Origin of the sequence: Alkalihalobacterium chitinilyticum, assembly GCF_029028005.1 — a bacterium.
Lineage (GTDB): Bacteria > Bacillota > Bacilli > Bacillales > Bacillaceae_F > Alkalihalobacterium > Alkalihalobacterium chitinilyticum.
In genome coordinates, this window is record NZ_JAOTPO010000001.1 from 329,114 (window position 1) to 341,804 (window position 12,691).

Sequence of the window (12,691 nt, forward strand, 5' to 3'; positions counted from 1 at the left end):
TGTTTAGTAAGATATAAAAAGCAATCTTGAAACATTTACTATGCCTTTTGTAAATTCCAATTAAACGGATCTTCTAACGCCTGCCAATCACTCGCCATTTCAGAATCGGTCAATAAGCACCCGTCTAAGTCTTTTATTATCTCCTCTACATCAAGGTCAGTACCTATAAAAACAAGCTTCGTGTGGCGATCACCGTATTCAACATCCCAATCTTGTAATAAATGCGGGTTTTCATTTAATATTTGCTTCTGTTCTTCAGTGGAAAGACTCGCTACCCAATACGTAATCGGTTCAATAGACACCGATGGACCTGCCTGGGACATGAGGAGCGCTAGATTGTTTCGAGTTGCACACCATGCAATTCCTTTTGCTCTTACAATGTTTTTAGGCATGGATTGACACCAATTTTGAAAACGAACAGAATGAAACGGTTCTCTTCTAAAATATACAAAAGAGGAAATCCCATATTCTTCTGTTTCTGGTGTATGTTGTTCATGTCCAGCTGTCAATTCCCGAATCCATCCTGCTGAATTACTTGCTTCTTCAAAATTAAATAATCTTGTATTTAATATTTCACTAGGGTCTATTTCAGCTCTTACACTTCGTATGATCTTTGCTTTCGGTTGCAGTGTGGTAAGTACTTGTTCTAATTTTTCTAATTCTTCTTCTGTTACTAGATCACATTTATTTACTATTAGTACATCACAAAACTCAATTTGATCAATAAGTAAATCTGCAATCTCTCTCGTGTCATCCTCTCCTAAAGCTTCCTTACGATCTAGTAAACTATCTCCTGAACGATAATCTTGCCAAAAACGATTGGCGTCTACGACCGTTACCATCGTATCGAGGCGACAATATTGTGTTAAATCAATATTGAGTTCTTCATCAATATATGAAAATGTCTGTGCAACAGGTGTCGGTTCACTGATTCCAGTCGACTCAATTACGATATAATCAATATTCCCGGCTTTCGCTAATTTCTCTACTTCGATTAACAGGTCTTCTCTTAATGTACAACAAATACAGCCATTGGACATTTCAACTAACTTTTCTTCAGTTCGTGATAATTCCCCGCCTTGCTTAATGAGTTCAGCATCAATATTAATTTCACTCATGTCATTTACAATGACAGCAATTTTTAAACCATCACGATTTTTTAGTAGATGGTTGAGCAGTGTTGTCTTTCCTGACCCTAAATAACCACTTAAAACGGTTACTGGAATGGGATTTTTCATCTATTATTCCTCCTAATTATATGTAGCGTTATAAAAACAAATCGATTATAACACACAAATCGTAATGATTACTATTTATATAATATTATTTTCTTATTCCTAGCTGAAGAACACGTTTTTGAACTAAGTGAGTCTCTGCAACTTCCCTAATTCTTCCTCAATCTCGTCTCTATTTAGATCTTCTCCAATAAACACGAGCACGGGTTCATACTTTTTTTCAGAGGCGTACCTTTCAAAGATCGGCATTCCATATGCGTAGTTAAATAAATAGAGTCCAGGAGTTTCTGTTAAATAAATAAACCCTTTCACTCGATGTAGCTGCCCTTCAATCTTCTCTAACCATTGCAAAAAAGCAACTCGATCAATCGGTTGGTTTACTGAAAATGAAATCGTCCTTAAGTGTAAATGGTGATGGACATGTGCTTTTTCAACCTCGTAAGATCTTTCACTACTTTGTACTACACGATCATACAAAATTGAGAGATTCATTTTTGCATATGTAACAATTGAAATCGTTGCTTGCGTATTGATGTTTTTAACACTTTCTAGCACTGCTGCTATTTCATTTTCATCTACTTGATCGACTTTATTAACAAGTACAACATCTGCATGTTTCACTTGCTCAATTAAAAGCTTTCTAAGTTTAATACTCAGTCTATTTTCCACCCACTGTTTAGCGTTAATAACGGTTACAATACATCGTATTTCAACTTTACTAACTAAGGTTGGATGTGTGCAGGCTTCAAGTATTTCTAATGGATGTGCAGCTCCAGTAGCTTCTATTAGAATAACGTCTAATTCATATTCTTCAAGCATTTGGCTCAATTGCAAGCTTAATTCACCTTGAAGTGTACAACAAATACAACCATTCAACATCTCTTTTAAAGGCGTATCTATCGGTACCGCTGCGGAGTCTATACTTACGTCCCCCAGTTCATTCATTAATACGCCTAGTCTTCTGCCATTCTTTTGCTCAAACTCAATTAACTCTTTCAATAGCGTACTTTTTCCACTTCCTAAAAATCCGCTTAATATAATTATTTCTACTTTTTTACTCAATTTCTCTAGGGCCTCCTTTCTTTTTCATCTAACCCCTTATACGGTATATATAATAGACTAAATGAATAACCGTTTCACAAGTAGTGACCTACTCATGAAACGATATTGGTTATGCTGAAACACAATTATTAAATTGTTCTTGAAACCACTGTTCATCTAGATCGGTTCCAATGACAACCATTTCACTTACTCTTTTCTCGTCTTTTTTCCACTCTCGGTCAGCTGTGCCTGCAAAAAGCATGTGAACACCTTGAAAGATTACACGCTTGTCTAAATTTTCAATATGAAAAATCCCTTTATACCGATACATTTGTGGTCCAAGCTCAGCCAACAAGCTGTTCATCCACGCTTCTACTTTTGGTAAACTCAATGGCTTTTCGGACCGTAAAACAAAAGCCTTTACATCGTCATCATGATGATGGTGATGGTGATGGTCGTCATTTAATAAATCAGGAACAATTTCTAGTTTTTTATCAAGATCAAATGAGTATAGATTTAAAATTTTATTTAAATCTATATTACTTTGCATTGCACGTTCTATTCGAGCTGTCGAGTTCATTTTTTTTAATCTCTGAATTACCGATTTGATATGTTTTTCATCGACTAAGTCGACTTTATTTAAGATTAATACATCTGCAAATGCTACTTGTTTTTGTGCTTCATGTGATTTGTTTAACTGTTCATGAACATGATACGTATCGACAAGAGTAACAATCGAGTCTAAATGATAATATTCTGACAGCTCTGGATCTACAAAAAAGGTTTGGGCCACTGGTCCAGGATCAGCAAGACCTGTCGTTTCAATAACCACTCGATCAAAATTAAGATCCATTCCGTCCCTATCATTTCTTCTCTCTTTTAGATCATGTAAGATGCGAATTAAGTCGCCACGAACCGTACAACAAATACAACCATTGTTCATTTCAAAGATTTCTTCGTCTGCACCAACAACAAGTTGATTATCAATACCTACTTCGCCAAATTCGTTTACAATCACAGCGATCTTCTGTCCATGGTTTTCCGTTAAGATGTAGTTCAACAAAGTCGTCTTTCCAGCCCCTAGAAAACCTGTTAGTACAGTGACAGGTACTTTCCCGTTATTCTTCATATCAATCACTCCTTTAATTATATCTCGTATTTCACCACCTATTTTAATCGTAACCATTACGATTTAAACTTCTAAAAAAAGAAAATAATTGCTTTATATATAATTAATAAACTAAATGCAGAAATAATCGATGTTAAAGCTTGTTTCGAAGAATGCTTTAGTGCATATAGAAAGCCCATTTCTTTTCCGATCGCCCACATAGTTACTAAGCATGCGGACAATGTAGATGCTAAATAAACTAGCAAAAACAATTCAACTGTCGTGATTGAAGCTAATAATTCACCGCCACCTTGGTTAAATAAAAGCATGCCATCTTTTCGAATGACTGAAAAGAGTAATCCCACACTGGCAGCAGCAGGAATGGATAATAGCGATAGGACCGGTTCTACCATTTGGGATAATTTAGCGATTAACCCTAAACCATCAAGTATTGCAGCAATGATGCAAATTACTAAAAATATCGGCATCGCTTGAAGGAAGAATTGAGAAACCGTACCTTTTATTTTTCCAAAGAATTGTTTAAGACTACCTGTGTTTATTGGTGTTGCAGGATAAAAGTAATCAGCTGCTTTATTGGCAGATGGATACCAAAGTTTAGTGTGCAATGCACCGACAATGATTAATACAAACAAGTATGGGATAAAAAGCCACGGCTTCCCACCGACACTAAAAATAGAAAGGGTAGCACCAATTTGATAACTGCATGCAGAACCAAAAGATATCATGGATATACACTGTTTCCTCGTACAAGCACTGCAAGATTTTGTTTGAAGAACCGCGACAACGTTACATCCGTACCCCGTTAGTACAGGAATAAAATCTCTTCCACTTAAACCAATTCTTCTTAAACTGGGTGTAATTTCACTTGTAATTTTATCCTTAAGGCCTACTTCCTCGGTAAAAGCAATACTCATCCCAACAAATAAAACGACTGGAAAGGCCCATAAAAACGAATACATTCCCAGTGTAAATAAGCCAAAATCTCCAACTAAAACTTGTTCAATTAGATACGGCGTATGGGAGAATACCTGTTCTAATGGTTCTATAATTGCTCCTTCAAACACTGGCTCTATAGCGCTTGCAAGCATATAAGCAGCATATACAGGAAGTCCGTAAACACTAATCACTAAAAATAAATAAAACAACACTTTCCCGTTCGAAAAAGGAAATTTTGGGAATTTATAAGTTTTTTTATTCAGAGGATAGGAAGCCGTTTCTTTCCTTAATTCACTCATTATGTTGCCTCCTTTAATGAATACGGTAAATAAAATACCCCCTTATAATAATAGAGGGGAAATAACTAACTCTTCTAGCATTGACACGAATTGTCACAACAAGAAAGATCATCAAGCAACATATTCGATTTACGATAATGTTCAAATAACTCTTCATTTAATTCCATGCCTAATTTCTCACCTATTTCTTTAGCTACAACCGCAAAGCGTTGGCGGAATTTATAAATGAAACAAAAAATTACATCTTGATGCCGAACTTGTGGTCCAACTAAAAACAAACCTTCAGAAACCGTTGATTCATCCTTATCACTTAACTCGATAATGTTATTTTCATCATAATAAAAGTGCTCGATAATTAAGGATAAACTACTTTTAAAACCTGTTCCTAAAATAGGACGTGCAGAACTGAAAGTCTCTTCTCCATTTTCCAAGAAAACGGTATAGCCCTCATCTGCTTGTTCGACTTTTACAACTTTACTTTTTCCTCTTAAGATCAGGTCTTCACAATCCATCACTTCTTCAAGACGGTCAAAAGTAAACGGCGACAATGATATACTTGGGTCTGGATGATCATCTGACCAGACTTCTTCTTTAGCTAAGACCGTTACTTGTTTTCCACAATGAATAAGATTGATTGCAGCATCGATTGCACTTTCATAACCGCCGATAACGATTACATCATCCTCTTTAATCTCACCCCATGAAGCAACCTCACTGTTATGTAAACATAGCTCCGCACCTGGAAATACATTTTTATTTGGATACTGAAACTCTCCCCCAGCCCAAACTACAAATTGGGCATTATACGTACCGTCATTGGTTTGGAGGACGAACCCTTCCTCAACTTTATCTAACTCAGTGACATTAACACCGAATTTAATAGGAAGCTTAAAGTGGTGTGCGACAGCCTCTAAATACTCTGCATATTCCTCTCCACTTAAATGTTCAGTTTGAAACGTATAACCTGGAGAGGTTGAAGGTACGACAGCATTTAAGTCTAGTAAGCCAAACCCATGCCCTGGGAACGATGGGGTCAATAAACGCATTTCTTCTGGCCACTTTTTAAATGAACTTCCGATATAGTCACGTTCTAAAATCACAAAGTTTTTTAATCCCATTTGCATGAAAATTGAACCTATTCCGACCCCTGCAGGACCTGCTCCAACAATAATAACGTCATAATGACTTCTATTTTCCAAAATTCATCACCTCTCGAAATAAACCGTAACGATTACGATTTTATGATTAATATTATCTTTTCTTCATTCTCTTTGTCAATTTAAGCATTTTATTTTCACTATTACGCTAATGATATTATAATATATAAATCAGAATAATTCCTATTCATTTATTCATAAAGGAGACAACAATGGAAACAAACATTTTCCCTAATAAACAAGAACGTCACAAACGATTTGGATCAGTACCTCCTGTAAAAGGAGACAAGCCTCTAAACAAAGAGGATATGACTGATCTCCAAAATACACCTAACGACTTTTTATTCGCAATTGACTCAGTGGGGATTAGTAATGTAAAACATCCCCTTATTATTGAATCGGATTACAAACCGAGCCAGCAAACAACCGTTGGAACATTTTCACTAACAACGGGTCTTCATCAGATGAGCAAAGGTATCAATATGAGCCGATTAACAGAGCTCTTACAAGAATACTACTTAGAAGGTTTTAATGTAACGTTTGACCGCCTGTACTCATTTACGAAAGATTTAGTTGAACGCATGGAACAATCAAGCGCACAGATAGCCGTTCAATTTCCTTGGTTCTTTGACCGAACAAGTCCTTCCCTTCAGAAATCTGGATTGGCGCATGCTGAAGCTTTTATGAACGTTAATTATGATCATGATAACGGGTTTAGCCATGAAGTGGGCATTACAGTAGCTGTAACAACACTTTGTCCTTGTTCCAAAGAAATTAGTGAATATAGTGCACACAACCAACGCGGATATGTGACGATTAAAGCTAAATTTTATAACCCGATTGAATTAAAACCAGATTGGAAAGTGACACTGCTTGAAGCAGCAGAAACAAATGCCAGTTCTATGCTGTACCCGATCTTAAAAAGACCAGATGAAAAAGCAGTAACTGAAAGAGCTTATGAAAATCCGCGATTTGTCGAAGATATGGTTCGCTTAGTTGCCGCTGACTTATATGAAAATGAAGATATCAAGTCCTTTACGGTTGAATGCCGAAATGAAGAGTCGATTCATATGCATGATGCAATTGCACGGTTAACTTATACAAAAGAATAAATTAAAAAGGTGACGCACTGACTTATAAAGATAATAATTTATAGGATCAGTAAGTCACCTTTTTTTTAATTACTATTTTCGTATTCGGGTTCATCTCCAACAGCTCGATCTAAAGCCTGCCAAGCCATTAGTGCACAATTATGGCGAGCTCTTAACTTGTGTACTCCTTCTAACGCTAATGCATCCCCAAGATCTACTTCTTCTGAAATTTCTCCGTTCCGAATTAGCCCTTCCATTGCTTGGCGTAAGTTTGCTGCTTCCTTTAAAGATCTTCCTTTTAAAAGTTCTGTCATCATTGAAGCAGAAGCCATACTGATACTACACCCCTCACCAATAAAAGAAATATCTTCTATCTGTTTTGCTTCTGTTAATTTTAAGAACAGTGTCATTACATCCCCACATGTCGGATTTTTATAATGTAGCTGTTTAATCTGTTCACCTTCTATCTTCCTATGATTGCGACGATTTTTCGAATGGTCCACGACTAATTGTCGGTACAGTTGATCTAACATTTGCAATTCCCCCCTACAGCTTCTAAATTTATATTACGTCTATAAATAATAATAATTACGATTTGTTGTTTATATTATACTTATCCATTACAAATTCGTCTAATTACCTGCATGATAACCGTATAAAAAAACCTCCTAACAATTGGAGGTAACTTCAGTAGGATTATATTGTAAGCATTTTGTTTTTTTTGTGAGCTGAAAAAGAGATTTTTGTTTTTTTCCTTGAGCCCACAATCAATTTGATAGGATATAATGAACTTGTCTAATTCAATATCGAACTTTACCATCATTTTTTGTTCGTCGATTAACTGTCTTATTGTCCTATAAAGAACATACTCTTCTCTCCCATTTAATGTAACAAAGATAAACCAACCTTTGTTTACAATAAACTTCGCATTCTCCCAATCTATAGTTGATCCCTGTTCAACGTAAGTCATTCCCGTAATTAAATGGGGTGTACCTGTTCCATAATATAAGCACTCGATAGAGACACCAGGTTTATTTAGTACAACAAAACCCAACGATTTTCCCTCCACAATAGCTTCAGATTGTTACTTTTTTATACTTATTTATCTTAATCTTGAATAAAAATGATAATTATTATCAATACTAAGTATGCAGATGATCAAAAACAAATGTCTGTCTTATATGAAAGAAAAATGCACATCTTTATAAGAAGAATTTACATTAATTTAATTTATAAATTGATCTTATCTAAAATGAAAAAAGGACAGCCTTTTAAGCTGTCCTTATCCAAATAGAACTTTTAAAATAAATTAGATACCTGGGTCAAACGTTTTACAGTCTGTTTCTTCTTGTTTCTCAGCTCTTTTACCTGTGTGGCTTACCACGTAAATTCGGTCAGCCGCACATTTGTTACCTTCTTCATTATACTTACAGTTTTTTACTTCACATAATACATCTACTGCCATCGTATACACCTCCCCTTCATCTTTATCATGATCTTTTGTTTGCTTTTTCATACTTTTTTTAGGACGACTTTACTTTATATTTTTTTTAATGTAAAATTATTTCCATGTTACTAATAGTAATGATTACGATTATCGTAAAGTAAAGGAGAGAATAAACATGGCTAAGAAATCGAAAGTTGCAAAAGAAATTAAGCGACAAGAAATGGTCGCAAAATACGCGGAATTAAGAAAAGAATTGAAAGAAAAAGGTGATTATGAAGCTTTAAGAAAACTGCCACGTGACTCTTCACCCACTCGCTTAACTCGTCGTTGCGAAATGACTGGAAGACCTCGTGGTGTATTAAGAAAATTCAAATTGTCTCGTATTGCGTTTAGGGAACTTGCTCATAAAGGTCAAGTGCCTGGTGTAAAAAAATCGAGCTGGTAGTCTCTATTTTGAATAATAATTAGGTGGTGACTATACGTGAATAAAGTCCCCATAACTGTAATTACTGGTATGATAGGCGCAGGAAAAACGAAAATCAGTAATCGTTTGATACACGGTATAAAAGGCAGTAATTGTAAAGTACAAGTACTCGTATACTACCCAGATACAATAACAGTAGTTGAAGATATATCGACAAAACGCCAGTACAGAAAGTTACCACATCAAGAACAGCCTGCAAAGTTAATAACTACTCAAGAACAGTTAATTAGCGAAATGATTTCTTACTCTAAAGAAAAGCAGCCCATAGACGAACTTATTATTGAATTGGCTGCAGGAATTCCACCTCAATTTTTTGTAGAAGAACTTTTTCAATCACTTGAAAAGGATATGTTGGATAAAACATTTTATATTCAATCGATCGTTTCTGTCATTGATGCTCAACACTTTTGGTTTGATTATACTTCAAATCATTACGTTATTTACACTAACGATAATGACAGGATGGAACACACTTTTGCTGAGGTTATGATTTCTCAAATTGAATTTTGCAGTCACATTGTAATCAACAAATGTAATTTTATAAGCAAAGAAAGTTTAGATGAGACTGTCTCGTTTATAAAGAAACTCCAGCCAAAGGCACAAATTATTTTTTCAGCAGATGGGCAAGTAGCCAGCCAAACTTTTCATTCAGTAAACGATGTCGACCTTCATCAAATTAAGTCAAATATCGGTTGGAAACTTGAATTAAAAAACAATTCTTCTACTCTAAATTTAGTCGAGAAATTTGGCATAAATTCTTTTATATACGAAAGCCATTCTCCTATTCAATTAGAGAAGTTAGAAGAGTGGTTTCGAACGTTTCCTTCAGAAATATTGCGTTCAGCTGGTTACCTACGGACATATTCAGAGGCGCATGGTTTAGAACTCCTATATTTCTCACAAGTGGGAGCATCAGTTATCATTGAGACAGTAGACGAACATTGTACTGATACTACTGCTAGATCGAAGGTTGTGTTTTTTGGTTTTGACTTAAAAGATGTCGAAGTCACCCAACAACTAAATCAATGCCTAATGGAGAACAATAATATAAATCAAACAGTCGTCTGAGCCTATTTGCCCCTATTAAAAGGGACTTCATCGGATTTGTCAAGGACACTTTCCTTGCAGTTTCACCTTGTAATGTCCTTCATCGGCTTTATGAAGGACATTTCTCTTGCCGTTCTAACTTGTTTTGTCCTTCATCGGCTTTATGAAGGACACTTCCCTTGCAGGCAGTTCCACCTTATAATGTCCTTCATCGTTTTATGAAGGACACTTAGCTTGCATTGCTACCCTGTAATGTCCTTCATCAGCTTTATGCAGTGTTAAATTTCCTTGTATACTCATATCTGTTTTACTAAAAAGTAGTGAGTCCTGTATTCTTCTGGATCCTGAATAATAATCGCTTATAATATGGAAAATCCTCTAGATATTCATTGGAATGAACTGTAAATGTCCCATCTTCGTTATTCCATAATGTCGTAAAGTAATTAGAAACTACAGTCATAATCTCACTATCTTTCGGGGCTACAATTCTTAAGCTCGTGTCTAGATTAAAATCATCCAAGTTTCTTCGAGTAAAGTTTGCAGAACCGCCAATTATCGTACTATTCTCTTGTCGCTCGATTAATATTAATTTAGAATGGTATTGCTCATCGTGTGTGTTATACCATCTTATTTGAATGTTCTCATTTCCATACTCTTCAATATCAGCAGCTACTGGACGGTTTGGGATGCCGATGTTCTCATTTCCGAAAATTTCCTCATTCGGGTCAAGAATTAAGTTTACTCGGACGCCTCTATTAGCTGCAGAAATCAAGCCGGAAACAACCTTACTTTCGGAAAGGTTAAACATTCCAACATGAATTACATCTCCGTGATTTGTACGGTTAATTTCTTCAATTAAATGTTCTCTCGTTTGCCCTTCTGTTAAAAGCTGAACCCTTATATCCCCTTTTTCTACTTCAAAATCATCATAAGATGGGAGCTGTTTACTACTTGAAAAATTAGCAACAGCTTGCTCCGAAGCTAGAAAGTCATTGATAATATTCCCACTGACAACAAAAGCAATATTTGAATGGAAACCGCTTGCATCATGAAGGTTAGCCGATGTCACCATTACTTCTTTATCCGTGCCAATCACTTTACGATGGTTGCCTTTTAAATTTAACATCTTTAAATAGGAACCAAGTGTCACTTTTGGTGCATCTTCACTAAACGGATTTGTAATCCAACCTTCACCTTCTCTTTCAAACGTTTTTAAAAAGGCTCGCCAAAAACCTGAGTAGATAGGATTCGAGTCTCGCAACGGTGTTAAGTTGGTAATAATAACATCGACTCCGTTTTCTTGCAGCGTCTTTAAATGTTTGGATGGATGAGATCGATAAGTTGTATTAATTTCATCTGTAATAAATGTAATCTCAATATTAGGGGCCTGGTCCTTCTTTTCTAATAAAGCTTTAGTGATTTCATCTGTAATTTCGGGGTAATCTTTATCTTCATCATATTTATCATTAAATAGGAACATATCAAACACAATAAACTCTTCAGCTTCCTTTATCATGCTCTTCACTCGTTCCACTATTTGTCTTTTTTGTACAATCTCATTGTCTTGTTCAAACGTTAAGTCATATAAAAACTCCACATTCGCTACTCGATGCATCTCCCCTTCATAAGATAGTCCCATCGGTATTGGTTTAAAAAGACCATAAAGCGTATAACCTGCAATAAAAACAACGAACACTAACAAAGCACTTAATATGATTTTCTTCATATCTCCCTCCTGCTTCATTCTTTTTATTACTTTTACGATGGTTTAAACTACTTGAAAATATGTACATTGTGAAATTTATGGACTAGTCAGTGTTTTTGAAGCACCTTTTCATCGATCTGGAGCACAGCAAAAAAGGATGACGTAAAGAGTCACCCTTTTCTTGTTAGTTTTTCATTTTTGGATCTAACGCATCCCGAAGGCCGTCACCAATCATATTAAACCCTAATACAACTAACATGATCGAAAATCCTGGGAAAAGTACCGTCCACGGTGCTGTTTGGATAAACTGCCGTGAATCAGATAACATTTTCCCCCATTCTGGTGTCGGTGCTTGTGCCCCTAACCCTAAGAAGCCAAGAGCTGCCGCTTCTAAAATAGCTGTACCAAATCCTAATGTCGCTTGAACGATAATTGGTGCTAAACTATTCGGTAAGATATGATGAATTAAGATCCTGCCATTTTTCATTCCCTGTGCTTTAGCAGCCATTATATATTCTTCTTCACGTAAACTAATAACTTTAGACCGAACAAGCCGCCCAAATATCGGAACATTAATTATGGCAATGGCTATGAGTGCATTTTGCAAAGAAGGACCTAAAATTGCAACGATCGCGATCGCTAAAAGGATACTTGGAAATGCAAGCATTATATCGAAAATACGAGAGATCAGCATATCAATCCAACGACCATAATATCCTGCAACAATTCCTAACGTTGTGCCTACTACTAATGCACCCGATACGGCAAAAAATCCAACCCATAAGGAAATTCTAGCGCCGTGAGCAATTCGACTAAAAATGTCTCTACCTAAATCATCTGTTCCAAACCAATGCTCTGCAGAAGGGGATTGAAGTCGGTTTTGTGGGTTCGTTTCATCAAATGCATATCCAGAAATGAGAGGTGCAATCAGAGCAATGATAATAAAAAATAGGATGATAATCATACCGATAACAGCTGATTTATTCTTAAATAATTGCCTCATCGCATCGCGCCAAGGTGATATAGCCTTTACGCTCTCCTCTTGATTTGGATTAGGATTTGAATTCGGTGGTATGTTTACTTGTTCTGTACGAATATGTTCCATTTCAGACTCCCCTCC

The 12,691-nt window shown here is 36.0% G+C and carries 13 protein-coding genes; 3 read left to right on the forward strand and 10 right to left on the reverse strand.

What is annotated here, in order from left to right:
* Positions 1-38 precede the first annotated feature (38 nt).
* The 5 genes from N7Z68_RS01675 to N7Z68_RS01695 form a co-directional block, all read right to left on the reverse strand.
* Complete coding sequence (locus N7Z68_RS01675; protein ID WP_275116716.1) at positions 39-1,238, reverse strand: GTP-binding protein; 1,200 nt, start codon at positions 1,236-1,238, stop codon at positions 39-41.
* A 123-nt stretch (positions 1,239-1,361) separates the two neighbouring features.
* Entirely contained in the window at positions 1,362-2,297 is a 936-nt protein-coding gene (locus tag N7Z68_RS01680; protein WP_275116717.1) for a CobW family GTP-binding protein, read from the reverse strand.
* 109 nt (positions 2,298-2,406) lie between these two features.
* The gene (locus N7Z68_RS01685; RefSeq protein WP_275116718.1) at positions 2,407-3,405 is read right to left on the reverse strand and encodes a CobW family GTP-binding protein; all 999 of its coding nucleotides are present in this window, start codon (positions 3,403-3,405) and stop codon (positions 2,407-2,409) included.
* Between the two features lie 71 nt (positions 3,406-3,476).
* Positions 3,477-4,640: a nucleoside recognition domain-containing protein gene (locus tag N7Z68_RS01690; protein ID WP_275116719.1), complete on the reverse strand. Its 1,164-nt coding sequence runs from the start codon at positions 4,638-4,640 to the stop codon at positions 3,477-3,479.
* 74 nt (positions 4,641-4,714) lie between these two features.
* Positions 4,715-5,839 carry an NAD(P)/FAD-dependent oxidoreductase gene (locus N7Z68_RS01695; protein WP_275116720.1) on the reverse strand — a complete coding sequence of 375 codons (1,125 nt, stop codon included), beginning with the start codon at positions 5,837-5,839 and terminating at the stop codon, positions 4,715-4,717.
* A 170-nt stretch (positions 5,840-6,009) separates the two neighbouring features.
* On the opposite strand from N7Z68_RS01695, the gene folE2 reads away from it, so the two are divergent.
* Positions 6,010-6,909 (forward strand): GTP cyclohydrolase FolE2, encoded by a 900-nt coding sequence (gene folE2 / locus N7Z68_RS01700; RefSeq protein ID WP_275116721.1) that lies wholly within the window; start codon positions 6,010-6,012, stop codon positions 6,907-6,909.
* Positions 6,910-6,974: 65 nt separating this feature from the next.
* Here the strand turns inward: folE2 and sufU are convergent, their stop codons facing one another.
* The 3 genes from sufU to N7Z68_RS01715 form a co-directional block, all read right to left on the reverse strand.
* On the reverse strand, positions 6,975-7,421 hold the full coding sequence (gene sufU, locus N7Z68_RS01705) for a Fe-S cluster assembly sulfur transfer protein SufU (RefSeq protein ID WP_275116722.1): 447 nt from the start codon (positions 7,419-7,421) through the stop codon (positions 6,975-6,977).
* 80 nt (positions 7,422-7,501) lie between these two features.
* Complete coding sequence (locus N7Z68_RS01710) at positions 7,502-7,942, reverse strand: hypothetical protein (RefSeq protein ID WP_275116723.1); 441 nt, start codon at positions 7,940-7,942, stop codon at positions 7,502-7,504.
* Positions 7,943-8,197: 255 nt separating this feature from the next.
* On the reverse strand, positions 8,198-8,353 hold the full coding sequence (locus N7Z68_RS01715) for a DUF1540 domain-containing protein (RefSeq protein WP_216831613.1): 156 nt from the start codon (positions 8,351-8,353) through the stop codon (positions 8,198-8,200).
* Positions 8,354-8,510: 157 nt separating this feature from the next.
* Here N7Z68_RS01715 and rpsN point away from each other — a divergent pair, with 157 nt between their 5' ends.
* Both rpsN and N7Z68_RS01725 read left to right on the forward strand, forming a co-directional pair.
* On the forward strand, positions 8,511-8,780 hold the full coding sequence (rpsN, locus tag N7Z68_RS01720) for a 30S ribosomal protein S14 (RefSeq protein WP_275116724.1): 270 nt from the start codon (positions 8,511-8,513) through the stop codon (positions 8,778-8,780).
* Positions 8,781-8,816: 36 nt separating this feature from the next.
* Positions 8,817-9,887, forward strand: coding sequence for a GTP-binding protein (locus tag N7Z68_RS01725; RefSeq protein WP_275116725.1), 1,071 nt, complete (start codon positions 8,817-8,819; stop codon positions 9,885-9,887).
* Between the two features lie 289 nt (positions 9,888-10,176).
* On the opposite strand, the gene N7Z68_RS01730 is transcribed toward N7Z68_RS01725, so the two are convergent.
* The gene (locus tag N7Z68_RS01730; protein ID WP_275116726.1) at positions 10,177-11,592 is read right to left on the reverse strand and encodes a phospholipase D family protein; all 1,416 of its coding nucleotides are present in this window, start codon (positions 11,590-11,592) and stop codon (positions 10,177-10,179) included.
* A 163-nt stretch (positions 11,593-11,755) separates the two neighbouring features.
* Positions 11,756-12,676: a nickel transporter permease gene (nikC, locus tag N7Z68_RS01735; protein ID WP_275116727.1), complete on the reverse strand. Its 921-nt coding sequence runs from the start codon at positions 12,674-12,676 to the stop codon at positions 11,756-11,758.
* Positions 12,677-12,691 lie beyond the last annotated feature (15 nt).

What these genes read in the sequence shown, in the direction of transcription:
- N7Z68_RS01675 (WP_275116716.1), bottom strand. Translation starts at nt 1,238, where the DNA reads ATGAAAAATCCCATTCCAGTAACCGTTTTAAGTGGTTATTTAGGGTCA.
- N7Z68_RS01685 (WP_275116718.1), bottom strand. Translation starts at nt 3,405, where the DNA reads ATGAAGAATAACGGGAAAGTACCTGTCACTGTACTAACAGGTTTTCTA.
- N7Z68_RS01690 (WP_275116719.1), bottom strand. Translation starts at nt 4,640, where the DNA reads ATGAGTGAATTAAGGAAAGAAACGGCTTCCTATCCTCTGAATAAAAAA.
- folE2 (WP_275116721.1), top strand. Translation starts at nt 6,010, where the DNA reads ATGGAAACAAACATTTTCCCTAATAAACAAGAACGTCACAAACGATTT.
- sufU (WP_275116722.1), bottom strand. Translation starts at nt 7,421, where the DNA reads ATGTTAGATCAACTGTACCGACAATTAGTCGTGGACCATTCGAAAAAT.
- N7Z68_RS01715 (WP_216831613.1), bottom strand. Translation starts at nt 8,353, where the DNA reads ATGGCAGTAGATGTATTATGTGAAGTAAAAAACTGTAAGTATAATGAA.
- rpsN (WP_275116724.1), top strand. Translation starts at nt 8,511, where the DNA reads ATGGCTAAGAAATCGAAAGTTGCAAAAGAAATTAAGCGACAAGAAATG.
- N7Z68_RS01730 (WP_275116726.1), bottom strand. Translation starts at nt 11,592, where the DNA reads ATGAAGAAAATCATATTAAGTGCTTTGTTAGTGTTCGTTGTTTTTATT.
- nikC (WP_275116727.1), bottom strand. Translation starts at nt 12,676, where the DNA reads ATGGAACATATTCGTACAGAACAAGTAAACATACCACCGAATTCAAAT.